This is a genomic window from Caulobacter vibrioides OR37 (genome assembly GCF_000372645.1).
GTDB lineage: Bacteria > Pseudomonadota > Alphaproteobacteria > Caulobacterales > Caulobacteraceae > Caulobacter > Caulobacter vibrioides_E.
This window is the reverse complement of the sequence record NZ_APMP01000020.1, coordinates 56,363-81,415: the sequence shown is the minus strand read 5'-3', so window position 1 is coordinate 81,415 and position 25,053 is coordinate 56,363. Positions and strand designations below refer to the sequence as shown.

General features: G+C 68.3%; 24 protein-coding genes. 15 read left to right on the top strand and 9 right to left on the bottom strand.

What is annotated here, in order from left to right:
* The 5 genes from OR37_RS22190 to OR37_RS14540 form a co-directional block, all read left to right on the top strand.
* The coding region (locus OR37_RS22190) for a hypothetical protein (protein WP_235046583.1) at nucleotides 1-87 on the top strand (87 nt) is incomplete at its 5' end.
* A complete protein-coding gene (locus OR37_RS14555) occupies nucleotides 84-449 on the top strand; it encodes a DUF2849 domain-containing protein (RefSeq protein ID WP_004621403.1) in 366 nt (121 codons plus the stop codon). The genes OR37_RS22190 and OR37_RS14555, both read left to right, overlap by 4 nt.
* 6 nt (nucleotides 450-455) lie before the next feature.
* Nucleotides 456-2,114 carry a nitrite/sulfite reductase gene (locus OR37_RS14550; protein WP_004621402.1) on the top strand — a complete coding sequence of 553 codons (1,659 nt, stop codon included), beginning with the start codon at nucleotides 456-458 and terminating at the stop codon, nucleotides 2,112-2,114.
* Nucleotides 2,098-2,604 carry a DUF934 domain-containing protein gene (locus OR37_RS14545; protein ID WP_004621401.1) on the top strand — a complete coding sequence of 169 codons (507 nt, stop codon included), beginning with the start codon at nucleotides 2,098-2,100 and terminating at the stop codon, nucleotides 2,602-2,604. Before OR37_RS14550 ends, OR37_RS14545 begins: the two co-directional genes overlap by 17 nt.
* The gene (locus OR37_RS14540) at nucleotides 2,604-3,338 is read left to right on the top strand and encodes a phosphoadenylyl-sulfate reductase (RefSeq protein WP_004621400.1); all 735 of its coding nucleotides are present in this window, start codon (nucleotides 2,604-2,606) and stop codon (nucleotides 3,336-3,338) included. Before OR37_RS14545 ends, OR37_RS14540 begins: the two co-directional genes overlap by 1 nt.
* Nucleotides 3,339-3,380: 42 nt before the next feature.
* Here the strand turns inward: OR37_RS14540 and OR37_RS14535 are convergent, their stop codons facing one another.
* A complete protein-coding gene (locus tag OR37_RS14535; protein ID WP_004621399.1) occupies nucleotides 3,381-5,561 on the bottom strand; it encodes an acylase in 2,181 nt (726 codons plus the stop codon).
* Nucleotides 5,562-5,647: 86 nt separating this feature from the next.
* On the bottom strand, nucleotides 5,648-6,169 hold the full coding sequence (locus OR37_RS14530) for a 3D domain-containing protein (protein ID WP_004621398.1): 522 nt from the start codon (nucleotides 6,167-6,169) through the stop codon (nucleotides 5,648-5,650).
* A 349-nt stretch (nucleotides 6,170-6,518) separates the two neighbouring features.
* On the opposite strand from OR37_RS14530, the gene OR37_RS14525 reads away from it, so the two are divergent.
* Both OR37_RS14525 and OR37_RS14520 read left to right on the top strand, forming a co-directional pair.
* Complete coding sequence (locus tag OR37_RS14525) at nucleotides 6,519-7,547, top strand: hypothetical protein (RefSeq protein WP_004621397.1); 1,029 nt, start codon at nucleotides 6,519-6,521, stop codon at nucleotides 7,545-7,547.
* Nucleotides 7,548-7,549: 2 nt separating this feature from the next.
* Nucleotides 7,550-7,999 (top strand): NUDIX domain-containing protein, encoded by a 450-nt coding sequence (locus tag OR37_RS14520; RefSeq protein WP_004621395.1) that lies wholly within the window; start codon nucleotides 7,550-7,552, stop codon nucleotides 7,997-7,999.
* Nucleotides 8,000-8,002: 3 nt separating this feature from the next.
* On the opposite strand, the gene OR37_RS14515 is transcribed toward OR37_RS14520, so the two are convergent.
* The 3 genes from OR37_RS14515 to pepN all read right to left on the bottom strand — a co-directional run bounded on the left by OR37_RS14515 (nucleotide 8,003) and on the right by pepN (nucleotide 13,815).
* On the bottom strand, nucleotides 8,003-8,353 hold the full coding sequence (locus tag OR37_RS14515; protein WP_004621393.1) for a UrcA family protein: 351 nt from the start codon (nucleotides 8,351-8,353) through the stop codon (nucleotides 8,003-8,005).
* Between the two features lie 173 nt (nucleotides 8,354-8,526).
* A complete protein-coding gene (gene pleC / locus OR37_RS14510) occupies nucleotides 8,527-11,055 on the bottom strand; it encodes a cell cycle histidine kinase PleC (protein ID WP_035017469.1) in 2,529 nt (842 codons plus the stop codon).
* 147 nt (nucleotides 11,056-11,202) lie between these two features.
* On the bottom strand, nucleotides 11,203-13,815 hold the full coding sequence (gene pepN, locus OR37_RS14505) for an aminopeptidase N (RefSeq protein ID WP_004621390.1): 2,613 nt from the start codon (nucleotides 13,813-13,815) through the stop codon (nucleotides 11,203-11,205).
* A gap of 104 nt (nucleotides 13,816-13,919) precedes the next feature.
* Here pepN and OR37_RS14500 point away from each other — a divergent pair, with 104 nt between their 5' ends.
* On the top strand, nucleotides 13,920-14,798 hold the full coding sequence (locus tag OR37_RS14500; protein WP_004621388.1) for a CPBP family intramembrane glutamic endopeptidase: 879 nt from the start codon (nucleotides 13,920-13,922) through the stop codon (nucleotides 14,796-14,798).
* Here the strand turns inward: OR37_RS14500 and OR37_RS14495 are convergent.
* Nucleotides 14,795-15,343, bottom strand: coding sequence for a hypothetical protein (locus OR37_RS14495; protein ID WP_004621386.1), 549 nt, complete (start codon nucleotides 15,341-15,343; stop codon nucleotides 14,795-14,797). The genes OR37_RS14500 and OR37_RS14495 overlap by 4 nt on opposite strands.
* A gap of 146 nt (nucleotides 15,344-15,489) precedes the next feature.
* Between OR37_RS14495 and OR37_RS14490 the strand changes: the two genes are divergently transcribed.
* From OR37_RS14490 to OR37_RS21855, 6 genes are all read left to right on the top strand, one after another.
* Nucleotides 15,490-16,605 carry an acyl-CoA dehydrogenase family protein gene (locus OR37_RS14490; protein WP_004621385.1) on the top strand — a complete coding sequence of 372 codons (1,116 nt, stop codon included), beginning with the start codon at nucleotides 15,490-15,492 and terminating at the stop codon, nucleotides 16,603-16,605.
* A 14-nt stretch (nucleotides 16,606-16,619) separates the two neighbouring features.
* A complete protein-coding gene (locus tag OR37_RS14485; protein WP_004621384.1) occupies nucleotides 16,620-17,843 on the top strand; it encodes an acyl-CoA dehydrogenase family protein in 1,224 nt (407 codons plus the stop codon).
* Between the two features lie 273 nt (nucleotides 17,844-18,116).
* Complete coding sequence (locus OR37_RS14480) at nucleotides 18,117-19,733, top strand: tetratricopeptide repeat protein (RefSeq protein ID WP_004621383.1); 1,617 nt, start codon at nucleotides 18,117-18,119, stop codon at nucleotides 19,731-19,733.
* On the top strand, nucleotides 19,733-21,199 hold the full coding sequence (locus tag OR37_RS14475) for a hypothetical protein (RefSeq protein WP_004621378.1): 1,467 nt from the start codon (nucleotides 19,733-19,735) through the stop codon (nucleotides 21,197-21,199). The genes OR37_RS14480 and OR37_RS14475 overlap by 1 nt, the downstream gene beginning before the upstream one ends.
* Nucleotides 21,196-21,705, top strand: coding sequence for a hypothetical protein (locus OR37_RS14470; RefSeq protein WP_004621376.1), 510 nt, complete (start codon nucleotides 21,196-21,198; stop codon nucleotides 21,703-21,705). Before OR37_RS14475 ends, OR37_RS14470 begins: the two co-directional genes overlap by 4 nt.
* Entirely contained in the window at nucleotides 21,699-21,854 is a 156-nt protein-coding gene (locus OR37_RS21855; protein WP_004621374.1) for a hypothetical protein, read from the top strand. Before OR37_RS14470 ends, OR37_RS21855 begins: the two co-directional genes overlap by 7 nt.
* A 10-nt stretch (nucleotides 21,855-21,864) precedes the next feature.
* Here OR37_RS21855 and OR37_RS14465 read toward each other — a convergent pair whose 3' ends face one another.
* The 3 genes from OR37_RS14465 to OR37_RS14455 form a co-directional block, all read right to left on the bottom strand.
* Nucleotides 21,865-23,385, bottom strand: coding sequence for an amidase (locus tag OR37_RS14465; protein ID WP_004621371.1), 1,521 nt, complete (start codon nucleotides 23,383-23,385; stop codon nucleotides 21,865-21,867).
* Nucleotides 23,386-23,477: 92 nt separating this feature from the next.
* Nucleotides 23,478-24,266 (bottom strand): thioesterase family protein, encoded by a 789-nt coding sequence (locus tag OR37_RS14460; protein ID WP_004621370.1) that lies wholly within the window; start codon nucleotides 24,264-24,266, stop codon nucleotides 23,478-23,480.
* Between the two features lie 52 nt (nucleotides 24,267-24,318).
* The gene (locus tag OR37_RS14455) at nucleotides 24,319-24,528 is read right to left on the bottom strand and encodes a hypothetical protein (protein ID WP_004621368.1); all 210 of its coding nucleotides are present in this window, start codon (nucleotides 24,526-24,528) and stop codon (nucleotides 24,319-24,321) included.
* Nucleotides 24,529-24,705: 177 nt separating this feature from the next.
* On the opposite strand from OR37_RS14455, the gene OR37_RS14450 reads away from it, so the two are divergent.
* A complete protein-coding gene (locus OR37_RS14450; RefSeq protein WP_004621366.1) occupies nucleotides 24,706-25,041 on the top strand; it encodes a hypothetical protein in 336 nt (111 codons plus the stop codon).
* Nucleotides 25,042-25,053 lie beyond the last annotated feature (12 nt).

Here is a 25,053-nt window from a genome sequence, read left to right as displayed (position 1 = left end):
CTAGCCGCCGAGCGCGCCCCCTCCGTCATCTCGCCCGGGGGCGAGCTGACACCTCCCCCGCTTCGCAGGGGAGGAGAGTTCAAATGAAAGCGATCACCGCCAACCGCCTGCTCGACGGCGAGGTCGTGTTCTGGAAGTCCGGCCAATGGGTCGACCGCTTCGGCGAGGCTCAGCTGTTCGACGATCACCACGCCGCCGACCTCGAGGCCGCCGTCGCCACGGGCAAGGGCCAGCCGACCGTCGTGGTCGACGTCTATCAGATCGATCTCGTGCCGTCCGACGGCCGCTGGGCCCCGCTCAGCTATCGCGAGCGCATCCGGGCCCTGGGCCCGACCAACGAACCCACGCATGGCAAGCAGGCCGAGGGCGGCGACGTCGTCGAGGCCCTGCGCCACGCATCGGGCGCGGCCCGCTCGACCGGCCGCGTCGACCTGATCCGCAGGAAGTAGGGCGGCATGTATCAGTACGATCTCATCGACAAGGAATTCCTGGCCGACCGTTCGGCCGAGTTCCGAGGCCAGGTCGCCCGCCGCCTGGCCGGCGAGCTGACCGAGGACCAGTTCAAGCCGCTGCGCCTGATGAACGGCCTCTACCTGCAACTGCATGCCTACATGCTGCGGGTGGCCATTCCTTATGGCTCGCTGAATCCGGCCCAGGCCCGGCGGCTGGCGCGGATCGCCCGCGACTACGACAAGGGCTATGGCCACTTCACCACGCGCCAGAACATCCAGTTCAACTGGATCAAGCTGAAGGACGCGCCGGACATTCTGGACCAGCTGGCCGAGGTGGACCTGCACGCCATCCAGACCAGCGGCAACTGCATCCGCAACACCACCTCGGATCCCTATGCGGGCGCGACGTCGGAAGAAGTCGACGATCCGCGCGTCTGGGCCGAGGTCATCCGCCAGTGGTCGACCCTGCACCCGGAATTCTCGTTCCTGCCGCGCAAGTTCAAGATCGCCATCACCGCCTCGGCCAAGGACCGCACGGCGGCCAAGGTGCATGACATCGGCCTGATGCTGCGGCAGGGCCGCGACGGCCGGCTGGGCTTCGAGGTGATCGCCGGCGGCGGGCAGGGGCGCACGCCCTATGTCGGCCCGACCATCAAGGAGTTCCTGCCGACCGATAGGCTGCTCAGCTATCTGGAAGCCGTGCTGCGCGTCTACAATCGCCATGGCCGCCGCGACAATATCTACAAGGCTCGGATCAAGATCCTGGTCGCCGCCCTCGGCGCCGAGGAATTCGCGCGCCAGGTCGAGGAGGAGTGGGCCAAGATCGACGCCGCCCGCGCCGACCTGCCGGCCGCCGAACTGGCCCGCATCCGCGCCGCCTTCGCCAAGACGCCCTTCGAGACCCTGCCGGCTCGCTCGGAAGCCTTCGAGACGGCCAAGGCCAACGATCCGGCCTTCGCCCGCTTCGTCCGCAACAATATCCGGCCTCACAAGCAGCCGGGCTATGCGATCGTCGAGGTCTCGCTGAAGGCCGCCGACCAGACGCCCGGCGACGCTTCGGCCCACCAGTTGGAGGTCGTGGCGGATCTGGCCGAGCGCTATGGCCTGTCGGACCTGCGCGTGACCCACGTTCAGAACCTGGTCCTGCCGCACGTGAAGCTGGACGACCTGCCGACGGTCTTCGCGACCCTCCAGTCGGCGGGGCTGGCCACGCCGAACATCGATCTGATCAGCGACATCATCGCCTGTCCGGGCCTTGACTACTGCGCCCTGGCCAACGCCCGCGCCATCCCGATCGCCCAGGACATCGCCCGCCAGTTCGCCGACGCCGATCGCGCCGAGGCGATCGGGGAGCTGAAGATCAAGATCAGCGGCTGCATCAACGCCTGCGGCCACCACCACATCGCCCACATCGGCATCCTGGGCGTCGATAAGAAGGGCGAGGAATTCTATCAGCTGTCGCTGGGCGGCTCGGGCGCGGAGGACGCCTCGATCGGCAAGATCCTTGGCCCCGCCCTGCCGGCCGACAAGGTCGCCACGGCGGTCGACCAACTGGTCGGGGCCTATCTGTCCGTCCGCGATGACGGCGAGCGCTTTCTCGACACCTATCGCCGCGTCGGCCTCGAGCCCTTCAAGGAGGCTGTCTATGCCCAGGCTGATTGAACTGGTCGATGGCGAGGCCCGCTGGACCGAGGACGGCTTCCTCCAGATCGTCGACGAGGACGCCATCCCGGAAACGGGCGATGTGATCCTGTCCCTGGCGCGCTTCGAGACCGAGGGCGACGCCTTGCTCAGCTCGAACAGCCGCCGCGTCGGCGTGCGGGTCGAGTCGCACGAGGAGGTCGAGGGGCTGGCCTATGACCTGCCGCGCATCGCGGTGGTGGCCCTGGTCTTCCCGAAATATCGCGACGGCCGCGCCTATACCTCGGCCCGTCTGCTGCGTGAGCGGTTCGGCTATCAGGGCCAGATCCGCGCGGTCGGCGACGTGCTGCGCGAGCAGGCCGGCTTCATGGTCCGCTGCGGCTTCGACGCGTTCGAGCCGGCCGACGGCGCGACGCCCGAGGCCTGGACGAAAGCGGCCAGCCGCTTCCGCCACGTCTATCAGCGCGGGGCCGACGCCCGGCCGACGGCCTTCGAGGAAAGGGCGTCCTGATGGCCTACGACCAGATCGAGGGCAGCGCCGCCGGCCTCGCGGCGCGGCTGGACGCCGAACTGCGAGAGGCTCATCCGCTGACCGTGCTGCGCGCGGCGCACGAGCGGTTCGGCGCGCGCCTCGCCCTGGTCTCGTCGTTCGGGGCCGAGTCGGCGGTGCTGCTGCACCTCGCGTCCCAGGTCTCGCCGGGTATCCCGATCCTGTTCCTCGACACCGGAATGCTGTTTGGCCAGACGCTGGACTATCGCAGGACCCTCGCCGCCCGGCTGGGCCTCAGCGACGTGCGCGACCTGCGCCCGGCCTTCGCGGACCTGGCGATCCAGGACCCGAAGGCGGACCTGTGGCGCACGAGCGTCGACGACTGCTGCCACATCCGCAAGGTGCTGCCGCTGGACCGGGCGCTCGCGGGCTTCGACGGCTGGATCACCGGTCGCAAGCGCTTCCACGGCGGCGACCGCCTGAGCCTGCCGGTGGTCGAGGTCGCGGACGGCAAGGTGAAGTTCAACCCGCTGGCCAACTGGACCAAGGTCGAGCTGGACGCCTACGCCACCGAGCACGACCTACCGGCCCATCCGCTGGTCGCCCAGGGCTATGCGTCGATCGGCTGCTGGCCGTGCACCCAGCCCTCCGACGACGGCCGCGCGGGACGCTGGGCAGGTCAGGAAAAGACCGAGTGCGGCATCCACGTGGCGCGGGCCCCAGGCGTCGCGCCGAACGTGGGCGGGGATATCTAGGGTTAGAGGCTCCCAGGCGATGCGGGCGAGCATCTAGTCTATTCATTCCCCCGGCCGGTAGGTCTTTACCGCGTGGGCCTTCACGTCCTCGGGATAGAAATAGACGTCGCGCAGATTGCCCAGGCTGTAGCGCAGGGCCTGGTCGTTGAAGTGCGGAGAGGCCGGGTCGCCGCTCTCGCCGCCGGCCGAGACCGCGCGGGCGCGGACCTTGTCGCCGAACTCCACGACCGCCACGAAGCTGTTGCCGAGCGTCCCGTAGTACTTCTTGGTCCCCGGATAACGCTTGGCCCCGAACGAGGCCAGCGAGCCCCATTGGGCCGAGGTGAACGGCACCGGGATGCTGGGCTTGTTGTCGTCGAAGGTCTGCACGATCGACCCGTCGTTGCGCTGGAAGCGGTTGATCTGGCCCCAGGGCGTCTTCCACGATCCGAAGTCGGCGGTCAGGCGGTCGGAGGCCTCGGCCAGGGCCGTTAGCTTTTCAGCCGGCGTCAGCTTGTCGGCCATGTAGTCGTAGGTGTTCAGCCCCGCGGCCTTGGCGGCGGGCGCGGCCTTGGCCCACATCGCCTCGCCCCAGAACACCGCCAGCGAGGTCTCGGTCGACTTGGCCGACCACTTGCGGTCCCAGGCCTTCAACGCGGCGACCTGCTCGGCGACCCTGGCTTTCAGCGGGTCGCTATCGGGCGTGGCGGCATACGCCGCTTCCAGCGTCGGGACCAGGCGAGCGAAGGCGGTCAGGTAAGGATCGTAAGCCTTGTCGATCAGGCCGCCCAGGGTGAGGTTCTTGGCGTCCTTCAGCACCAGCTGGGCGTGGACGCCGCGCGGCGTCTCGCCGACCGTGTCCATGTACTTCGGGAAATCGGCCTGCTTGGGGCTGTAGGGACCGGCGGCCGTATAGGGCCAGTTGTTGGTGTTGAAGACCCAGCCGTTGGGCGGGTTCAGCACATGCGGGGCCTTGTCCAGCGGCGTCAGACCCTTCCAGTCGGTCGCGGGATCGGCGCCGTCCACCGGCTTGGTGTAGTCGAAGCGGTCGTCGCGCAGCGGGATGAACTGCGGGTGCAGATAGGCGATCTCGCCCTTGCTGTCGGCGAACAGGGTGTTGTTGGACGAGTTGGCCTTCAGCTGCGCCACCTTCGTGAAGCCGGCGTAGTCGATGGCCTTGGTTCGCAGGAACGACTGCTCCAGTGCCGCCACCGGCTTGTTCATCAAGGCGAAGGCGATCCACTTGCCGCCGTCCTCGCGCACGATCGGGCCATGGTGGGTCTTGAACACGGTGAAGGTCTTGGCGGCCATCGACCCGTCGGCGGCGCGGTAGGGGACGGTGATCGTCTGGCTCTTGAGGGGGCGCAGCTCGGACCCGTACTTGTAGAAGCGCTGGCCGTCCTTCTCGACGATCGTCTCGGCGAACTCGTCGACCGAGTCGACGCCGCTGGACGTGTGCATCCAGCCGGCCTTGGCGTTGAAGCCCTGGTAGATGAAGAACTGGCCCCAGGTCACCGCGCCATAGGCGTTCAGGCCCTGGTCGCTGGACATCTGCAGTTCCGAGCGGAAGAAGAAGCTGGTGTGCGGATTGATCAGCAACATGGCGTGGCCGGTCGCGGTCAGCTTCGGGGCGATGGCGATGCCGTTCGAGCCCTTCGGCTCCTTGAACAGCAGGCCCTTCTCGTCGGTGGTCATGGCCAGCTGGCGTCGACCATAAAAGGCCTCCAGCTGGGTCAGGGGCACGCGCTCGATGTCGCCGCCGATGCTGCCTTCCGAGAAGCTGAGCGCCATCCAGGGCTCGAAATGGGTGATGACCTTGGGCTTCACCGCCGGGTGCGTCGCCAGATAGAAGTTCAGGCCGTCTGCCCAGGCGTTCATCAAAGCCTTCAGCCAGGGCGGGCTCTTGGCGTAGTCGGCCTTCAGGACAACGGGATCGATGAACAGCTTCTGGCGCAGGTCGGCCCAGATCGCGCTCTCGCCCTCCGCCTCGGCCGTGCGGCCCAGCGAGGTCATGAAGTTGGTCTCGACGCGGTTGAAGTCGTCCTCGGCCTGGGCGTAGGCCATGCCGAACACCGCGTCGGCGTCGGTCTTGCCGTGGACGTGGGCGATTCCCCAGTCGTCGCGGGTGATCGAAACGACGGCGGCGCGGGCCTTCAATCGGGGGAGGTCGTCAGCCCGAGCAGCGCTGGTTGAAAGAACCATGGCCGAAAGCAAGGCCAGGACGCTGACGGACAGATTGCGCATGATGGTCCCCGAATGCTCATCCCCAGAGACGGGGATCCAAGCCGAGTTCGAGGATCAATTCCAGTCCAACAGACCGAAGATGCCGCCTATTGCGGCGGGCAGCCCTTGAATTCGCCGACCTTGCTCACCGACAGATTGGAAAGGTCCAGGCCGCCCAGGGCGCGCATCGAGGCGGCGCCGAAGCCGCTGAACAGGTCCAGGGTCTGGCCCTTGACCGCGCCGCCGATGTCGGAGGCGTACCAGTAGCCGTCGTGCTTGCTGCCGTCGGGCATGGTGAGGCCGACGGTTTCCTTAATGAAGATCACGGTGCGGCGGGGAATGACCTTGGGGTCCACGGCCACGGTGCGCATCGCGGCGACCTTGCAGCCCAGCGAGTCGAAGGCCCGGATGCCGCGCGCGCCGGCGTGGTACAGGGTGGCCCTCATCTTCCACTCGACGGTGCCCGGCAGGCCTCCGCCCAGTGCCGAGGCGATCAGATCGCCCAGCGGGTCCTGCCGGGCGGCCGGCGCGGCGGCGGAATCCTCGCCGGGCGCGGCGTGGGCGAGAGCGGGAAGGGCGAACGCGGAGATGACCGCGGTGGCCAAAATTCCGGCGAGCTTGCGTCGCATCGAGGGGGTCCTCTTATCGGCGTATTCTGTCGGGCGGCCGTCTGGATAGTCGGATCACAGGCCTGTGACAACCCTGGGAGTCGATGCGTTCCCGGACGATTTCTCCCGTCGAGCGAAAAAGCGGCGTGGATTCAGCCTGTTGAAGCGGAGCCTTGAAGCGTCGATTTTTACCGTTCGGCAAGCTTTCCGGACAGAACCCGCCTGGAAACACCGTTGCAACAAACCCCCGTTCTGGTCGGGGCGCGGCTGACCCTGGCGGATAGTCCCTGGGCGCCTTACACCCGCGTGACGCGCGAGGGCGGCTCTCAAGACCGCGCTCGGCATGATCTGATTCCTCGGAGTTCCTCCCTTGCGACTGTCGTCCAGCCTGAAAGTGCTCGCTCTCGCCGCCGCCCTGTCGGCGCCGGCCGCCTCGGCCTTCGCCTGGGGGGCCTCGGGCCACCGCGTCGTCGGCGTCGTCGGCGCGCAGAGCTTCCCGACCGATCTGCCGGCCTTCCTGCGCACGCCGGACGCGGTGGCGGCCATCGGCGAATACGCCCGCGAGCCGGATCGCTGGAAGGGCTCGGGCAAGCTTCACGACACCGACCGCGACGCCGCCCACTTCCTGGATATCGATGACCAGGGCCGCATGTTTGGCGGTCCCGCCTTCACGGTGGCGACCCTGCCGCCCACCCGCGCCGACTATGAGAAGGCGCTGCAAGCCGTCGGCGTCGACAGCTGGAAGGCCGGCTACCTGCCGTATTCGATCATCGACGGCTACCAGCAGTTGGTGAAGGACTTCACCTACTGGCGGATCCTGAGCGCGGTGGTGAAGACCGAGAAGGACGCCACGAAGCTGGCCTACTACAAGGCCGATCTGAAGCGTCGCCAGGAGCTGCTGATCCGCGATCTGGGCGTCTGGGCCCACTATGTCGGCGACGCCAGCCAGCCGCTGCACATGAGCGTGCACTACAACGGCTGGGGCGACTATCCCAACCCCAACGGCTACACGCAGTCTCGCCAGATTCACTTCCAGTTCGAGGGACCGCTGGCGAAGGCCGTCGACGACGAGAAGGCGATCAAGGCCCTAGTCCCGGCCTACAAGGCCTGCGACTGCTCGATCGAGACCCGCGTCGTCGGCTATCTGACCACCACCTGGAAGCAGGTCGAGCCGCTGTATCAGCTGGAAAAGGCCGGCAAGCTCAACGAGAACGATCCGCAAGGGCGGGCGTTCACCCAGGAGCGGATCGCCGCCGGCGCCGCGGCCCTGCGCGATTTGGTGGTCGACGCCTGGACCGCCAGCGCCAAGGGTACGATCGGCTATCGGCCCGAGATCAGCGTGTCCGACGTTGAGTCCGGCAAGGCCGATCCGTGGTTCGACCTGTACGGCAAGGACTAGGAATGCTGGCTTTCGGCGCGCCCGTCGCGGGGGCGATCTACAAGGACCGTCCCGCCGCGTTCGGCGTCGCCGAGAACGCCGAGGGCAAGATCGCCCTGGCGGAGGTCACCAAGCCGGGAAAGGCGCCTTACTTCGACCTGCCCGGCGGGGCGGTGGACGGCGACGAGACCGAACGGCAGGCCGTCGCTCGCGAGTTCGGCGAGGAGACGGGTCTCGTCGTCGAGGCGGGCGTCCTGATCGAGACGGTCTCCCAGCTCTTTCTGAAGTCCGACGGCCAGCCTGTTCGGAACTTCGGCGGCGTCTACGTCGTCAAGCTGCTGGGCGAAAAGCCGGCCCTGAAGGTCGAGGACGACCATCGGCTGGTCTGGCTTGACCCGCGCGACGCGGTGGTCGCCCTGCGCCACGACGCCCATGCCTGGGCCGTGGCGGCGTGGCTGAGGCGAGGACTGTAGCGCTCAGAAGTCGCGCCAGGCGAAGACCGCCGGCTCGGCCTTGCGCGCGGCGCGCAGGTCGGCGACCTGGAGAGGGCTCAGCTCGGCGCGCAGGTCCTCGCGGAAATCCATCAGGCAAGCGCGGTAGGACAGGCCCCGCACCCCGCGCTCGGAACACATCTGGACGGCGGCGCGGTCGGCTCGGCGTTGGAATTCGCGCGCGTCGGCCGGCCGCGACAGGTCCAAGTCGCCGATCTTGATGCGGATCACTGGCTGTTCCGGCTCGGCGGCGTGGGCGCTGGCCAGGCCGACGATCGGCGTGGCGGCCAGGGCCAGGGCGGCGATGGCGGCGATGCGATTGAAGATAGCGCTCATGATCAGGTCCCTCTCTCGGTTGATCGCCTGGGGCGATCCGTTGAGCGAGGTGTAGTTCGGGCCAGCGCCGGACACCCGTTACGAGTGCTTCATGACGTCGAATTAAGTCTATGAAGTATAAGTAATATTTCGGGCACCCTGGAGGGCTCGCCGAGCCAGAGCCCCCCGCCGTCTCAGGCCGCCACGAAGTCTCGCGCGGGCTTCTGTTCGCTCTGGCGGACAGGGAGGGTGAAGCTGACCGTGGTGCCCTCGCCGGGGGTCGAGTGCATGTCCAGCACGCCGTCGTGCAGCGTGATCAGCGACTTGGTCAAGGCCAGGCCCAGCCCCGTGCCCTGGGTGGTCTTGGAGAACTGGCTCTCGACCTGCTCGAACGGCCTGGCCAGGCGCGCGAGGTCTTCCTTGGCGATGCCGATGCCTGTGTCGGTGACCGACACCTTGACGGTGTCGCGGAACGGGTCGCGGCGCATCTCCGCGCGGACGGTGACGCTGCCGGCGCGCGGTGTGAACTTGATGGCGTTCGACAGCAGGTTCAGCAGCACCTGCTTGACGGCGCGGTAATCGGCCTCGATCTCGGGCAGGGGCGGGAAGTCGACGACCAGCTTCAAGCCCGCGGCCTCGGCGCGATTGCGGACCAGGCGCACGGCGTCCTCGGCCACGTCCTCCAGATGCATCGGCTCGAACTTGAGGTTCATCTTGCCGGCCTCGATCTTCGACATGTCCAGAATGTCGTTGATCAGGGCCAGGAGGTGCTGGCCCGAGGCGTGGATGTCCTGGCTGTAGCCCTTGTAGCGCGCGTCGCCGAGCGGGCCGAACATCTCGTTCATCATGATCTCGGAGAAGCCGTTGATGGCGTTCAGCGGCGTGCGCAGCTCGTGGGACATGTTGGCCAGGAACTCGCTCTTGGCCTTGTTGGCGCTCTCGGCCTTGACCTTCTCGGTCTCGTACTTGCGGGCCAGTTCGGCCAGCTGCTCCTGGCTGCGTTCCAGTCCGGTGACGGCCTTCTGCAATTGCTCCTCGTTGAGGCGCCGGGCTTCTTCCTGGTTCTTGATGGCGGTGATGTCGGCGGCGGTCATCACCAGACCGCCCTCGGCCGTGCGGCGTTCGCTGATCTGGATCCAGCGGCCGTCCATCAGCTCGGCCTCGCGCACGCCCCGCTGACCGTCGGGCGCGGGGAAGTCGTGCTTGATGGCCAGGGCGGCGAAGCGGTTGACCTCGGCCCGGGCGGCGCCGGGCTTCAGGATCTTGGGCTCCAGCGAGAAGACGCTGCGATAGTTGCGGTTGCACATCAGCAGGCGGCCTTGCCGATCCCACAGGACGAAGGCTTCCGACACGCTTTCGATGGCGTCGCGCAGACGGTTCTCGGCGGCCTGGGCGCGGGCCTGGGCGATGCGCTCCTCGGTGACGTCCAGGGCGACGCCAATGATGCGGTTGTGTCCGTCCGCGCCCGGCTTGCCGAAGCCCTGACCCCGCGCGTCGATCCAGAGCGAGCGGGCGCCCTGCTCGGCGGCGGGCACGCGGAACGAGACGTCGAACGCCCCATAGGTAGCCGCGTTGGCCAGCGCCTTGCGGACGCGTTCCTGGTGGTCGAGCGAGATGCGGTCGATCAGGTCCTGGCCCGAGACCACGCCGCCGCCGCCCCAGCCGAACATTACGCCGGTGACGTCCGACAGATAGACTTGGTCGGCGTTCAGATCCCATTCCCAGATGCCGCAGCGGGCGGCTTCCACCGCCAGGCGGAAGCGTTGCTCGCTGTCGACGAATTCCCGGTGAGCGACCTCGGCCTTGCGGCTCTGGACCATCAGCAGCAAGGCCAGGGCGATGCCGGCGGCCAGCGGGGCCAGCAGGCTGAAGACGCCCTCGATCACCTGTTCATCAAGATTGGCGCCGCCATGCGCCGGCGCGGCGGCCAAGGCCAGCAGCGCGCCCTCGCCGATCGGTCGAACGGCCACGTCGAGGCCCGCGCCGTCCGAAGCCTGGCCGCGCAGGGCGGACAGGCCGCCGGCGACATCGTCGGGCGAGATGGCGAACGCTTCCTTGATATTGCTCGCGCCCTGGGCGGCGCGACCCCGGCCGGCGAGCAGCTTGCCGTCGGGCAGGGCGAGGGCGACGCCATCGCCCTTGTCGGGTTGGGCCACCAGGCGCGAGGCGTCGCCGCTGGCGATCACGAAGGCGCGGGCGTGGTCCAGCGTGGCGGCGGTGGCGACATAGAGCCGGCCGGTGTCGCCCACCGAGCCTGTCCAGGTCGTGCGGCCCGAGGCCGCGGCCGCCTGCGCCGCGCCCTTCCAGTCGGCCCCGTCGTCTCGGCCCGCGACCGAGATAATGCCGCTGGGACCGACGACCGCGACGGCGGCCGCCTCGCCCCCCGCCGCGCGGAGGGCGGTCTCCGCCGCGTCCATGGTCACGCCCGGGTCTCGCTTGATCAGGTCGGCCGCCGCCGATAGGCCCGCGCGCTGGGCGGCCAGATTGGCCTCCACGCGGCCGGCGACCAGTTGCGCCTTGGCCGCCAGAGGCGCGCCGCCCGGCCGCGCCTGGGCTTCGTTCTCCAGGCGCTTAACGCCGAACGCGGTGTAGACGGCCAGCAACAGCAGCGCCGCCAGGATGGCGATGCGGACGAAGGTCTGGGACGGCGGGCGCAGGGCCTTGGCGCGCGAGCCCGCGGGCGCGGCTGGTCCGGCGTTCGCCAGCCCCCCGAGTCTCGCGATGCCCCTTTTCAAACCCAACGGCTCCGTGGTTCCCCCGGCGAGTCACTTCGCCGAATAGGGTAAACTATCGTACCGCCGTTAGCCGCGTCACCGCCGAACCGCCGATTTCCACGCGGATGAGCCCATGTGTCGCAAGAGATCCACCGGTTATTCGCCGCGCGGATCGTCCTGGTCCAACGCCTTGGCCACCAATTCCAGGACATTCCGGGAAAGCCCCGGATGGGCCTTGATGCGTTCCAGTTGCTCGCGCATCTGTTGGCCCAACTCCGGCTTGTAGCGTCGCCAGCCGCCCAGCGGGTCGACGAGGCGCGCGGCGGTGGTCGGGTTGAAGGCGTCCACGGCCAGGATCTGATCCGCCAGGAACCGGTAGCCCGCGCCGCTGGGATCGTGGAACCGCGCCGGATTGAAGTTGGCGAAGGTCGCGACCAGGGCGCGCAGACGGTTCGGGTTGGTCGGCTCGAAGTCCGGATACGAGGTCAGGGCGATCACCCGTTCCAGCGCATCCTCGTTCGGGTCGCGGCCTTGTACGGCGAACCACTTGTCCAGAACCAGAGGCTCCGCCCGCCAGGCGAAGTGGAAATTGGCCAGGGCCTTTTCCCGCGCGACGCCGCCGATGCTGACCAGCGGGTAAAGGGCGCCAATCATGTCGGTCATGTTCCGCGAGGCCTCGAAGTGGCCGACGATCCGCATCAGGTTGTCGTCGCGCGGATCGGCCGCCAGGATCTCGATACAGGCGTTTCGCAGAGCGCGGCGACCCGCGGCCTCGGCGCTGGCGGAGAATTCGCCCTCGCTCTGCATCTCGCCGTGCAGGCGCCGCAGGAGGTCGCCGAGATGCACGGCGATGCGGGTCCGCAGGGTGTCGCGGGCCTCGTGCAAGGCCGCCGGATCGGCGGGGTCGGACATCAGGGCCAGGTCCGGTTCGGACGGCAAGGCCAGCAGCAGCGCCTTGAAGGCCGGCTCCGCGGCGTCGTCGACCAGGGCCCGGCCTAGGGCGTCGGCATAGCGCTCCTCGCCCACCTCGTCCGGCGTTCCGGCGGCGCGGGCCAGGATCAGGTCGCGCGCCAGGGTCTGGCCGGCCTCCCAGCGGTTGAAGAGATCCGGATCGGCGGCGAACAGCACGTAGCGGTCCGAGGCCCGGGCGTCGGTCGTCAGGTTCACCGGAGCCGAGAAGCCGCGCAGCGCGGACAGCACCGGGGCGCTGGTCACGCCCTCCCAGCGCACGGTCTGGCGGGCCTGGTCGAGCAGCACGATCTCGGTGTCACGCAGCACCTCGCCCTCCGCCGACAGAAGCCCGATCGCCACGGGGATGGGCAAGGGCTTCTTGTTCGGCTGGCCGGGCGTGGGCGCGGTCGACTGGGTCAGGGTCAGGGTCAGGGCCTTCGCCGCGGCGTCATAGTCGGTGTCGATGGTCACCGACGGCGTGCCGGCCTGCTCGTACCAGTCGAAGAACGCGGTCAGGTCTCGGCCGGAGGCCTCGGCGAAACACGCGATGAAGGCTTCGACCGTGGTGGCCTGGCCGTCGTGGCGGTCGAAATAGAGATCGCTGCCTTTCCGGAACGCCGCGTCGCCCAGGATCGTCTTCAGCATCCGGATGATTTCCGCGCCCTTCTCATAGATGGTCGCGGTGTAGAAGTTGTCGATCTTCAGATAGCTGGACGGGCGCACGGGATGGGCGAGGGGGCCGGCGTCCTCGGCGAATTGCCTCGCGCGCAACGCTCGGACGTCCTTGATGCGCTGCACGGCCGCGCCACGCTGATCGGCGCTGAAGCTTTGGTCGCGGAAGACCGTGAAGCCTTCCTTCAGGCACAGCTGGAACCAGTCGCGGCAAGTGATGCGGTTGCCGGTCCAGTTGTGGAAATACTCGTGAGCGACGACCGCCTCGATCCGCTCGTAGTCCAGGTCGGTGGCGGTTTCGGGATCGGCCAGCAGCAGGGCGCTGTTGAAGATGTTGAGCCCCTTGTTCTCCATCGCCCCGAAATTGAAGTCGCGGACGGCCACGATCGCGAAGAGATCGAGGTCGTATTCGCGGCCGAACGTGTCCTCGTCCCACTTCATCGCGCGCTTCAGGCTGTCGAGGGCGTAGGCCGCGCGCGAGGCCTGGCCGGGGTCGACCAGGATGCGCAGCGCCACTTCACGGCCGCTCATCGTGATGAACTTGTCGGCCAGAACGTCGAGGTCGCCTGCGACCAGGGCGAACAGATAGCAGGGCTTGGGGAAGGGATCGGTCCATTCCAGGAAGTGGCGGGTTTCCCCAACCTGACCGAACGCGCCGGGATTGCCGTTGCTCAACAGGTGCGGAAACTTGCGATCGGCTTCGATCCGAACGGTGTAGCGCGACAGCACGTCCGGGCGATCGGGGAAGTAGGTGATGGTGCGGAAGCCCTCGGCCTCGCACTGGGTGCAGAAGCGTCCGCCCGACATGTAAAGGCCGGTCAGGGCCTTGTTCGACGACGGATCGATCTCGACCTCGGTCGTCAGCACGAACCGGTCGGGGACTTCGGCGATCGTCAGGTGTTCGGCGTCGACAACGAACTGGTTGGCGCCCAAGGCCTGGCCGTCGATGGCGATCGACAGCAGTTTCAGCCGTTCGCCGTCCAGCACCAGGGGCTCGGTCGCGTCGCCGACGCGGCGGATGGCCAGCTCGGCCGTCACCTTCGTCGCCGTCGGGTGCAGGTCGAAGACGAGCCGGGTCGTCTCGATGGCGAAGGGGAACGGGCGATAATCGGCCAGACGAACGGGCTGGGGGGTGTCGGTGCGCATCCGTCCTACTTAATGCGGTCGGCGGGCCTCCGCGAGGGGACGCTTGACGGCCAGGGGCGAATTAGGGGTTGCTCCGACATCGACGAGGGGCAGGGGAGGCGAACTTGGCCACGGATATCGGCGGACTCGACATCGGCGATCGGCGCTTTCTGCATCCTGGACCGCTGCGCTGGCTGCGGTCGGTCGGCTGGATGGTGTTGCTGTTCCTGGTGTTCACCGGGATCTATGGCGGCGTCCAGTTCCTGCCGAAATCGACGCCGCTGGACGCGCTGAAGGTGCTGGCGGCGTGCGTGGCCGGGTTCGCCGTCTACGCCGGCGCCGTTAGGCTGGCCGAGGGGCGCTGGCCGCCGGAGCTGAAGCTTTCCGACGCGCCGCTGGATCTGCTGGTCGGCGCGGCGGTGGGAGCGCTGATCATGGCGCTGGTGATCGCCGCGCTGTGCCTGATCGGGGTCTATCGGATAAGCGGTCCGCACGGAGGCTCGCCCTGGCAGATGCTGAACATCGCCATCCAGTCGGGGATGATGGAGGAGTTGGTCTTCCGGGCGATCCTGATGCGCCTGCTGATGCGCGCGTTCGGCGTCTGGCCCGCCCTGATCGCTCAGGCGGCGCTGTTCGGCGCGGCGCATCTCGCCAATCCGGGTGCGACCGTGGTGTCTTCGGTCGCGATCATGATCGAGGCTGGCTTTCTGCTGGCGGCCTTCTACTTGCTGAGCAACCGGCTCTGGATGTCCGTCGGCCTGCACGCGGCCTGGAACTTCGCCCAGGGCTGGCTTTGGGGCGCGTCGGTCTCGGGCACGCCGCGCACGCCCAGTCTCTTCATTTCCGAGCCCAAGCCCGGCGCGCCGGAGTTCCTGAGCGGCGGGGCCTTTGGTCCGGAAGCGTCGCTGCCCTGCATGATCGTCGGCACGCTGGTGGCGGCGCTCGTCCTGTGGATGGCGTGGAAGAAGGGCAATTTCAAAGCCCGACCGGACGCGACCGTTTAGGCTCCGGGCGCGGCCGCGGGCATTTCCTGCAGATAGCGCTCGATCGCCACGATCTTCTGGGCCAGCGCGGTCAGGGCCGGGGGCGCGTCCTCGGGATGGTCGGCCACCAGGGTCAGCACCTCGCGGGCGATAGCGTGCAGGCGGGGCGCGCTGGCGATCAGTCGCGCCTGATATTCCATCTTGTAGGGATCGCGGTCGTACTCGGCTCCCGGCGTGCGCCAGCCGCCCCAGTCATTGGCGTCGGTGACCACCACCGGATAGGTGCCGGGATGGGGATGGTGGGCGCAGTCGCCCTCCTGCTGCCACTTGTTGCGGGCGCGCAGCACGCGCCAGTTCGACAGGGCGTCGCCCTCCCGTCCGTCGACCTTGTCCTCGGCCTTCAGCTCGGCCGCCTGGAATTCGCGCCCCAGGCCCACGTCGTAGGTGACGCGCACCGGCTCGTCGAAGCCCTTGGCCCAGATGGGCACGATCTTCTCGATCGTCGCCCAGCAGCCGACGCTCTCGACCCACACCCTTTGGTTCTTCTGGAAGACGGTCTTGGCCATGCCGCGAGGTAACGTCCGACTGCGTGTGAAGGGCGTATAAGAACCTGAAATTCTTGACGCCGGGTCAATCTTTCCCTTCGCGTGAACGTCGTTCAGTGTGCTTTCGAAAGCGCCGCGCCAAAGAGCGTGGCCCAGGGAGGATGCTCGTGGATTTCGACTATTCGGACGACCAGAAATTCCTGAAGGACGAGGCTAGAAAGTTCCTCGCCGCCCATTGCGACGTCGGCGTCGTCCGGGGCGTGCTGGACGACGCCGGCCGCTCGTATGACGCGGCGCTGTGGAAGGGCGTGGCCGAGCAGGGGTGGCTGGGGGCCTGCATCCCCGAGCAATATAACGGCCTGGGCCTGGGGCGCGTCGAGCTGTGCGCCATCGCCGAGGAGCTGGGCCGCGCCGTCGCGCCGATCCCGTTCGCGTCCACCGTCTACTGCCTGGCCGAGGGGATCCTGGCCTTCGGGTCCGAAGCCCAGAAGGCCGCCGTTCTGCCGCGTATCGCCGCCGGCGACCTGATCGGCGCCCTGGCGACCTCGGAAGGTCCGGGCGTGGTCGGGCCGGCCACGCTGCAATGCCGGGTCGAGGGCGGCAAGCTGACGGGAACCAAGATCCCCGTCACCGATGGCGACGTGGCCGGCATGGCCTTGGTCCTGGCCAGCGAAGGCGGGCGTCCTGGCCTGTTCCTGGTCGATCTGACTGGCGCGGGGGTCAAGCGCGAGACCCTGAAGAGCCTGGATCCCACCCGGGGCGTGGCCAAGATCGTCTTCGACGGCGCCGCCGCCGAGCGGATCGGCGAGGCCGGGGCGGGGTTCGACATCGTCCAGGCGATCCTGGACCGGGCCGCTGTGTTGCTGGCCTTCGAACAGCTGGGCGGCGCCGACCGCTGCCTGGAGATGGCCAAGGACTACGCGCTGGGCCGTTACGCCTTCGGCCGCGTCATCGCCGGCTATCAGGCGATCAAGCACAAGCTGGCCGACATGTACGTCAAGAACGAGGTGGCCCGCTCCAACGCCTACTATGGCGCCTGGGCCCTGAACGACGACGCGCCCGAGCTGCCGATCGCGGCCTCGGCCGCCCGCATCGCCGCGTCCGAGGCCTTCTGGTTCGCCAGCAAGGAGAACATCCAGGTGCACGGCGGCATGGGCTTCACCTGGGACGTCGACTGTCACCTCTACTATCGCCGCTCGCGGCAGCTCAGCCTGGTGGCCGGCGCGCCCCGGGTCTGGAAGGAACGGCTGGTCAGCCAGCTGGAACAGAAGAACGCGGCCTAAGGGAGAACATCATCATGGATTTCAACGACTCTCCCGAAGAAGCCGCCTATCGTGAGAAGGCTCGCGCCTGGCTCGCCGAGAACGCCGCCGCGCACCGCGCCAAGTGGGGCGACGTCAAGCCGAATACGCCCGAGCACATGGCGGCGGGCAAGGACTGGCAGGCGACCAAGGCCGCCGCCGGCTATGCCTGCATCACCTGGCCCGCGGCCATCGGCGGGGGCGGCGGCACGCCGATCCAGTCGGTGATCTTCGGCCAGGAAGAGGGCAAGGCCGGGCTCGGCTACGGCTATTTCACCATCGGCCTGGGCATGTGTGTGCCCACGGTCATGGCCTTCGCCAATGACGAGACCAAGAAGCGCTTCGTCTCCCCCGCCGTGAAGGGCGAGGAGATCTGGTGTCAGCTGTTCTCCGAACCCGCCGGCGGCTCGGACGTGGCCGCGCTGCGCACCCGCGCCGTGAAGGATGGCGACGAGTGGGTGATCAATGGCCAGAAGGTCTGGACCACCGGCGCCCACTACTGCGACTACGGCATTCTCCTGACCCGGACCGATCCCGACGTGCCCAAGCACAAGGGTCTGACCATGTTCTGGATCGACATGAAGGACCCGGCCGTCGAATGCCGGCCGATCCACCAAATGTCGGGCGGTCGGGAGTTCAACGAGGTCTATTTCACCGACCTGCGGGTCAAGGACAGCCAGCGGTTGGGCGAGGTCGGGCAGGGGTGGCAGGTCGCCCTGGTCACGCTGATGAACGAGCGTCTGGCCGTCGGCGGTTCCAGCGGCCCCAACTATCGCGATGTCATGAAGCTGGCCCGCGAGCTGGCCGGCCCGGCCGGCCCCTCGATCAAGGACCAGTCCTTCCGCGAGAAACTGGCCGACTGGTACGTCCAGTCCGAGGGGCTGAAGTTCACTCGGTTCCGCACCATGACGGCTTTGTCGCGCGGCCAGACGCCGGGACCGGAGAGCTCGATTGGCAAGATCATCTCGGCCAACCAGATGCAGGACATGGCCAACAACGCCGTCGAGATGGAGGACCAGTACGGAATCCTGTCCGATCCCGAGACGGCCGCCGCGGAGGGCGCTTTCCAGCAGAGCCTGATGTGGGCGCCGGGCCTGCGCATCGCCGGCGGCACGGACGAGATCCTCAAGAACATCATCGCCGAACGGGTCCTGGGCCTGCCCGGCGACGTGCGCGTCGATAAGGACGTTCCGTTCAAGGATATGCCGACGGGACGCTGATTCCGCCGGATCCTTTTTGAACTTTGGCGTGACAGGACCCGACGGTGGAGAAGATCTTCCGTCGGGTTCCCGACCTTGGCCGCAACATAAGTGGGACTTTGGAGCGGCGCGCACGGCGGCCAAAGTCATTGAAATTCCCCTGACAGGCGAGTCGCTTTTCTTGTCGTGAAGTCTTCACCGGTCGATGGAGGCGGCGACCTTGACAGTGTCCGATCCGGGGCACATGAGAGATCGTTGTTTTATGGTTAACGGCTGGCGACTGAAGGGGGATTCATGCGCGAGGCCGGCGACGCGATCGCGCGCCTTCTTAGGCTCCGCGACGCGGCTGGGGCAGTCTATGCGAACCGCGCGGCGCTGTTGCGCCGCGCGCCCGTGGGCGCGGTTGTCGCCGCGGTCGTAATTCCCCTCGTCGGTTGCGACACCGGCCCGAGTTTCTGGTTCCACAAGCGCGCCAGCGCCTGTCCCCGACCGCAGGCGGCCCAGGGCGCGTCGGGTCAATTCAACCAGCAGCAGCAAGAGATTCGCGCCCTGCGCCAGGGCGGGTTCCGGGGGGACTTCTTCGCTCAGCTGGAGCTGGCCCGGCGCTATGAAGGCCAGCGCGCGGCCGACAAGAATATCGAGGATCCGGTCGAGTCGGCCGTTTGGTACGCCGCGGCCCTGGCCAACGCGAACGGCTACACGCCGATCTCGGCCTACGAGCGCCGGGGCGCCGAGTCGAAGGCTCTCTCGCGCTTCGACGACTGCCGCGCGTTCGAGCGACGCACCGCCTATTTCGCCCTGGACCGCCTGCTGTCGCGCATGTCGACCGAGGAACAGGAGAAGGTCCGCGGCCGAGTGATCTACATCCTGTCGACCCAGGGGGCCGACGGCTTCCGCACCCTGGCGCGGATCCACGACGGCAATTTCGGACCGTTCGGCGAGCCCTCCGACAACCTCCAGGCGATCGAGGCCTACGGCAAGCCCAGCCAGCGGGGCGCGCCGGCGGCGTTGGACCTGTTCAAGCGCAACGACGTCGACGCCTATCTCTATAACTATCTGGCGGTGCAGACCGGCGACGTTTCGGCCTACGTCATGCTGAAGGATTTCGAGCGCTCCTCGCCGGCCCGGGCCTCCTATGGCTCGTTCGTCGAGAGCAAGGCCAAGCGCTGGATTCCGCCCTACGAGTTCTATCCGCCGGACTCGCCGGAGTCGGGCGTGCCGCATTCCGACGAGTCGGACCTCTCGGGCGAGGCGCGCGATACGGCTCTCGCCCGGCTGAACGAGCTGCCGTTCATCCACATCGGCGAGGCCCTGGCCTATCTGCGCGTCATCCCCAAGCCCGTGGCGGACGAGCGGCTGCTGACGGTCAACGACGCCCAGACCTTCGAGGGCATGATCGGTCGCCCCAACACCGGCCGCCTGTCGCCGATCGAGAAGGTGCGGGCGATCCAGTACGCGGCGGTCAATGGCTCGTCCAAGGCCCAGCTGGTGCTGGCCGTGATGTACGCCGAGGGCGTCGGCGTCCCCCGCGACTACGCCCGCGCCTATCACTGGTTCGAGGAGGCCGAAAAGCAGGGCTCGGCCGAGGCCAAGTACGCCATGTCGACCTACTTCTCGCTGGGCCTGCAAGGCGTGGCCGACCAGGATCGCGCCAAGGCGGTGGTCTACCAGATCGACGGCGCCCTGGCCGGCTTCAAGCCGTCGGTCGGGCGCCTGCAACAGCTGCTGGCCCAGATCTCTCGTCCCGTCCGCGCGCCGGGCGAGCGCTTGCCGCCGCGTCCGTATCTCAACGGCGACTACGACCGCGGACCCTCACGGCCGGACGATTACCGTCGGGACGGCGGCCTGGCCGGACCGGCGCCGGGCCAAGATCGCGGCGGGGGCCGCCCCTATAACGAAGGGAACTACTGATGCGCCGCCTCGGCAGCTTCCTGGCGCTTTGGGCCGTCCTGATCCTGGGCCTGGCGTCGGCCGCGCCCGACAGCGCCGCCGCCTCGCCCGACGCCAAGGTCGACCAGCAGATCCGCCCGTGCTTTGGTCTTCTGCTCCAGCCCAATCTCTCGCAGGGATGCAAGGTCAACTACGCCAAGCGTCGTCCCTGCGCGCGGGGCTACTACCGCGTGCGCGGCCGCTGCGTGGTGGGCCGTTATGGCTACAACTACGGCTATGGCTACGGTTACAGCGACCAGGGGTATGGCGGCGGCTATGGCTACGGCGGCTATGTCTCGCGCGAGATCAATTGCGACTACGCCTATCCGGGCCAGGTCTCGGCCACGATCGCCCGGCTTTACGACGGCGACACCCTGACCCTGACTTCGACCAACGGCGGGGCCTGTGTCGAGTCGCTGAACATCACCAAGGCGGTGACGATCGTCGCGCGCAACTATTCGCCCAGCCGTAATCGGCCGATCCTGATCGCGCCGCCCGATCAGCCCTGCATTCGCATTGCCTCGGGCGTGCAGTACGTGGTGCTGCAGGGCCTGGGCATCGAGGCTGGCCGCGCTGGATCCGCCTCGTGCATCGTCGGCCGCGCCACCGAGATCGCCTTGCAGAACGTCACGGTTCGCTACGACGGCGACGCCTCGGCCTTCGACGTCGGTGACAGCCGCATCGAGCTGGCCAGCGCGGTCTTCATCGGCCGCACCCGCTCGGCGGTGGTCAAGGCTACCGGCACGATCATGGCTTCGGACGTCGAGATCGCCGCCACCGCCATTGGCGGCGCCTTCGAGACGTCGAACGACAGCCGGCTGAAGGACATCCGCATCGTCCGCCTGGGCGACTGGACCGGCTCGTCGCGCACCCGCAACTCGGCCGGCTTCGTGATCAGCGGCATGAACCGCCAGCAGCTGGTCAGCCTGGACGGCCTCTATGTCGACGGCTTCTCGCGCGGGATCTATATCGGCGGCGGCGACGAGACGGTGCTGATCCGCCCCGTGGTGCGCGACAGCGACTGGGCCGTCACGGTCGAGAACGCCAACCTACGCATCAATGACGGTGAGCTGGAGGCCGTGGACGTGGGTCTCTATGTCGCCTCGGGCATCGCCTATGCTGGCAATAACAAGATCGTCGGCGTCATGCGCTCGGGCATCTATGCCGACGCCGGCGGCCAGATCCGGGCGGTCGACAACCGCATCTACGCCCGCCCCGAGGGCTGCAAGGCCCTGGTCAGCGGCTTCTTCGACGGCGAGCTGACCTGCCGTCCGTGGTTCGAGGCGCCAGAGCTGTACCGCACGCCGCGCGACCGCGCCCGCCTGGACTATGACGCCTACTGGCCGGCTGGTCCGGTCGGCCCCGCGCCCTTGGCCGCCTCGGCGGCCCTCGCGCCGCCGGCCGCCCTCGCCGGCGCGCCGCCTCCGCCTCCGGGAGCCCCAAGATGAGCCAGTTCGTTCGCGGCCTCGCCGCCGCCGTCCTCGTCGCCTCGACCCTGGCGGCCGGCCAGGCCTCCGCCCAGCGCGGTCCGGGCGGTCCCCCGCCGCTCCGCCACGGCGGCGGTCGCGACGTCTGCGGCGCGCCCCTGACCGGTCAGGCGCCCGACATCATGACCTATGACAGCGCGACCGGCACTCAGGTGTTCGTGGGCGGCGCGCGCGGCGGCGGCACGGACGTGGCGGCCTACAACGCCCAGACCGGCTCGGCCGCGGGCCTGTCGGGCGATCTCAGCCGGCCGGGCCTGGTGTCGTCCTGCTCGGTCGATGGCCTGGGCCGCGAAGCCTATGCGGTCACCTCGGATCGGCCTGGCCAGGTGACGATGAGCGGCCGTGACGATCATGGCGCGCGCTATCGCTTCACCCGCGTCGATGGCCGCACCGAGGTGTGGGACCCGCGCCGCGAAAACCGTTGCTTCCGCGCGGGCTTGGGCCTGTTCGGCGGCGAACGATGCTGAGGCCTATTCTGCTGGCGGCGCTGACCGTCGCGGCCCTGGCGGCCTGCGCGCCGTACCGCTATGGCCCGCCTGGGCCGGCGGCGCCCAGCCCTAGCCGCGTCACGCCGCCTCCGCCGCCGATCGACGTGATCCGGCCCAAGGTCCCCTGAGCCCCGGCGCTTACGGCGCCACCGTGGGGCGGAAGGCCGGCGGCTTGCGGTGGTGGGTGGCCTGCTCATAGGCGTAGCCGAGGTTCAGCAGCAGCTTCTCGCTCCAGGCCGGGCCGATGAACGAGAGGCCGACCGGCAGGCCGGTGACATCCCCCATCGGCACGGTCAGATGCGGATAGCCGGCCACGGCGGGCAGGGTGGTGGATGAACCGCCATAGTTGTCGCCGTTCAGCGGATCGATGGTCCAGGCCGGCCCCGTGGTCGGCGCTATGATGGCGGCCGCGCCGGTTTCCTTGAGAATTCGGTCGATGCCCTCGGGCCCCGCCAGGCGTTTGGAGTCGGCGAGCGCCTTCAGGTAGTCGGGATCCGAAAGGCCCTTGGTCTTTTCGGCCTTTTCGAAGGTCTCCTGACCGAACCAGACCATCTCCTTCGGCTCGGCGGCGTTGAAGGCGATGAGGTCGGCCAGGGTGCGGGTCTTGACCTTGGTCGGATCGGTCGAGGCCAGATAGGCGGCCATATCGGCCTTCAACTCGGTGTTCAGGACCAGGCCCTCGGCCTTGCCGATCGGGGCCTCGTCGAAGTCCTTGACGTCCACCAGGATCGCGCCTTGGGCCCGCAGGTCCTTGAGGGCGTTTTCGAACACCGCGTCGGTCTTTGGGGAATAGCCGGTGTAGAAGCGCGCCACGGCCAGCTTGACGCCCTTCAGGGCGTCTTTCGACAAGCCCTTGGCGTAGTCGGTCTTGTGGGCGTCGGCGTCGTTGGTGGCCGGGTCGGCGGGGTCGGAGCCGGCGATGATGGTCAGCACCTTGGCGGCGTCCTCGACCGTCGTGGTCATCGGGCCGGCGGTGTCCTGGCTGTGGCTGATCGGCACGATGTGGGTGCGCGAGACCAGGCCCACGGTGGGCTTCAGGCCCACCAGACCGTTGATCGCGGCGGGGCAGGTGATCGAGCCGTCGGTCTCGGTGCCGATGGCCAGGTGCGCCAGGCCGGCGGCCACAGCCGCGCCTGAGCCGCTGGACGAGCCGCAGGCGCTGCGATCCAGGACGTAAGGATTGCGGACCGTGCCGCCCACGGCGCTCCAGCCGCTGATCGAGTGATTGGAGCGGATATTGGCCCACTCCGACAGATTGGTCTTGCCCAGGATGACCAGGCCCGCGTCGGTCAGGCGCTTGACCAGCGGGGCGTCGCGGCCGGGGACGTTGTCCTTCAGGGCCAGGGAGCCGGCGGTGGTGGCCGTGCCGTCATTGCTCTCGATATTGTCCTTGAGCAGGATCGGCGCGCCGTGCAGGGGCGAGCGGATCTTGCCGGCCTTGCGCTCGGCGTCCAGGGCGCGGGCGTCGGCCTTGGCGTGCGGATTGACCGCGATCACGGCGTGGAGGACCGGGTTCTTTTCCTGGATCGCGCGCAGATAGGCCTCCGTCGCCATCTCCGCGCCGGGCGGGCTGTTCTGGGCTTGGGCGGCCCCGGCCAGCAGGGCGATGGCGGCCGCGCCGGCCAGGCGCACCGACTTGAGACTGGCGAACTTGGTCATCAGGCGTTTCCCCCGGACGCGACCGCGACTCCGCTCGCGGCCGAAAAGGAGGGGAGCATGAGGCTAAAACTGCCCGTTCGCCAAGCGAGGTCTTAGGCGAACACGGCCACGTTCTGCCGGGCCAGGACCAGGGGGCGGCCCTGGCGGTCCCACAGGTGCATGACTTGAGTGGAATAGCCCTCGCCGATGGTCTCGGCCGTGCTGCGCAGCAGGCGCCAGCCGTCGTCGTCCGGCCCGGGCAGGCCGGTGATGTCCAGCGCCCAGGTCATGGTCGAGATCGGGGCTGGCTGGGGGAACAGCGCCATGGCCGGGGGCGGGGGCATGTCGGCCAGGGCGACCAGAGCCGACAACGAGTTGGCCGCGGCGTCGCGGTGGCGGATCCACAGCAGATATTCCGGCTCGCCGCCGCCCAGCGGTCGCGTCCCGCCGGCCTTGCGCACCTCGAACTGGGCCGAGAAGTGCGGCGCGCCCTGGCGGTTCTCGGGGAAGAACAGCTCGCAATCCTCCGGCGCGGCGACGGCCGGCGCGGGGACCTCTCCATAGGACAGTACCGACGCGCGGGCCGCGCCGAAGGTCAGCACGCCATGGGTGGCCACGCCCTGCTCGCCCAGCAGGTCGACGGCCACGAACAGGGTCGACTTGCCCTGGCGCAGCGGCTTGACCGAGATTGCCAGCTCGCCCGCCGCTGGACCGACGAAGGCGAACTGGGCCGAACGCAACGGCGGCGCGTCCGGAAAGGTCTTCAGCGCGGCCTCGACGCACAGGGCGGCCGACAGCCCGCCATAGGTGGTGCGGCCCTGCTTCCAGTCGTCGGTGACGAAGGCGGAGAAGCCCGTTTCGGTCTGGGAAACGGCGGCGATCAGGTCGGTGTAAGCGGTCATGCGGCGAGGTTCGTTTTCTTTCGCTACGGAAGTCAAGCGAACCTTGGCGGGATCAGTGAAGCGTTGTTGTTCCAGGGGCTATCCAACTCGCGAAGGTCCGCCGCTCGCGCGCGTCGGCCTCTTCCTCGAGCGCCATCTCTTCCAGGGCGATGGCGGCCAGCAGCCATTCCTCGAGATCGGACGTCGAGGCGTGTCCGCTCTCCAGCGCTTCCTTGACGATGTCGATCAGCCGTTCGATCGCTTCCGCGTCGAGCTTGGTCATGGCGCTTTCCCTTGGTGCGGCGCCATTAACGATAGTGAGCGGTTCGGCGTTCTGACCTGCGGCAAAAAGTCGGCGCGGCGATGAACCTCGGGTGAACCGTCTCGGCCACGGTCGTTCAGACGCGATGGCGCAGTCTGACCGTGCGCTGAAGGGGCGTACGAACGGAGATCGAGGACAATGCGCTTCACCAAGACCATCATCGCCGGCCTGGCCATGGCCATCACCGCCGGCGCCGCCAGCGGCGCCTTCGCCGCGACGCCGTGGGAACGACATCACCCGCGCCGCGCCGAGGTCAACGAGCGCCTCGCGCACCAGCAACACCGCATCGCCGTGGCGCGCCACGAAGGACGCCTGACGCCGCATGAGGCCCATGTGCTGCGCGCTGAGGATCGTCACATCCGCGCCGAGGAACGCTTCGACGCCCGCCGTCATCACGGCCACATCACGCCGATCGAGCAGCGCCGCCTGAACCACGAGGAAAACCACGTCAGCCGCCAGATCCGCCACGGCTGATGTCGGAGGAAG

What these genes read in the sequence shown, in the direction of transcription:
- OR37_RS14555 (WP_004621403.1), top strand. Translation starts at nt 84, where the DNA reads ATGAAAGCGATCACCGCCAACCGCCTGCTCGACGGCGAGGTCGTGTTC.
- OR37_RS14550 (WP_004621402.1), top strand. Translation starts at nt 456, where the DNA reads ATGTATCAGTACGATCTCATCGACAAGGAATTCCTGGCCGACCGTTCG.
- OR37_RS14545 (WP_004621401.1), top strand. Translation starts at nt 2,098, where the DNA reads ATGCCCAGGCTGATTGAACTGGTCGATGGCGAGGCCCGCTGGACCGAG.
- OR37_RS14540 (WP_004621400.1), top strand. Translation starts at nt 2,604, where the DNA reads ATGGCCTACGACCAGATCGAGGGCAGCGCCGCCGGCCTCGCGGCGCGG.
- OR37_RS14535 (WP_004621399.1), bottom strand. Translation starts at nt 5,561, where the DNA reads ATGCGCAATCTGTCCGTCAGCGTCCTGGCCTTGCTTTCGGCCATGGTT.
- OR37_RS14530 (WP_004621398.1), bottom strand. Translation starts at nt 6,169, where the DNA reads ATGCGACGCAAGCTCGCCGGAATTTTGGCCACCGCGGTCATCTCCGCG.
- OR37_RS14520 (WP_004621395.1), top strand. Translation starts at nt 7,550, where the DNA reads ATGCTGGCTTTCGGCGCGCCCGTCGCGGGGGCGATCTACAAGGACCGT.
- OR37_RS14515 (WP_004621393.1), bottom strand. Translation starts at nt 8,353, where the DNA reads ATGAGCGCTATCTTCAATCGCATCGCCGCCATCGCCGCCCTGGCCCTG.
- pepN (WP_004621390.1), bottom strand. Translation starts at nt 13,815, where the DNA reads ATGCGCACCGACACCCCCCAGCCCGTTCGTCTGGCCGATTATCGCCCG.
- OR37_RS14495 (WP_004621386.1), bottom strand. Translation starts at nt 15,343, where the DNA reads ATGGCCAAGACCGTCTTCCAGAAGAACCAAAGGGTGTGGGTCGAGAGC.
- OR37_RS14485 (WP_004621384.1), top strand. Translation starts at nt 16,620, where the DNA reads ATGGATTTCAACGACTCTCCCGAAGAAGCCGCCTATCGTGAGAAGGCT.
- OR37_RS14480 (WP_004621383.1), top strand. Translation starts at nt 18,117, where the DNA reads ATGCGCGAGGCCGGCGACGCGATCGCGCGCCTTCTTAGGCTCCGCGAC.
- OR37_RS14475 (WP_004621378.1), top strand. Translation starts at nt 19,733, where the DNA reads ATGCGCCGCCTCGGCAGCTTCCTGGCGCTTTGGGCCGTCCTGATCCTG.
- OR37_RS14470 (WP_004621376.1), top strand. Translation starts at nt 21,196, where the DNA reads ATGAGCCAGTTCGTTCGCGGCCTCGCCGCCGCCGTCCTCGTCGCCTCG.
- OR37_RS21855 (WP_004621374.1), top strand. Translation starts at nt 21,699, where the DNA reads ATGCTGAGGCCTATTCTGCTGGCGGCGCTGACCGTCGCGGCCCTGGCG.
- OR37_RS14465 (WP_004621371.1), bottom strand. Translation starts at nt 23,385, where the DNA reads ATGACCAAGTTCGCCAGTCTCAAGTCGGTGCGCCTGGCCGGCGCGGCC.
- OR37_RS14460 (WP_004621370.1), bottom strand. Translation starts at nt 24,266, where the DNA reads ATGACCGCTTACACCGACCTGATCGCCGCCGTTTCCCAGACCGAAACG.
- OR37_RS14455 (WP_004621368.1), bottom strand. Translation starts at nt 24,528, where the DNA reads ATGACCAAGCTCGACGCGGAAGCGATCGAACGGCTGATCGACATCGTC.
- OR37_RS14450 (WP_004621366.1), top strand. Translation starts at nt 24,706, where the DNA reads ATGCGCTTCACCAAGACCATCATCGCCGGCCTGGCCATGGCCATCACC.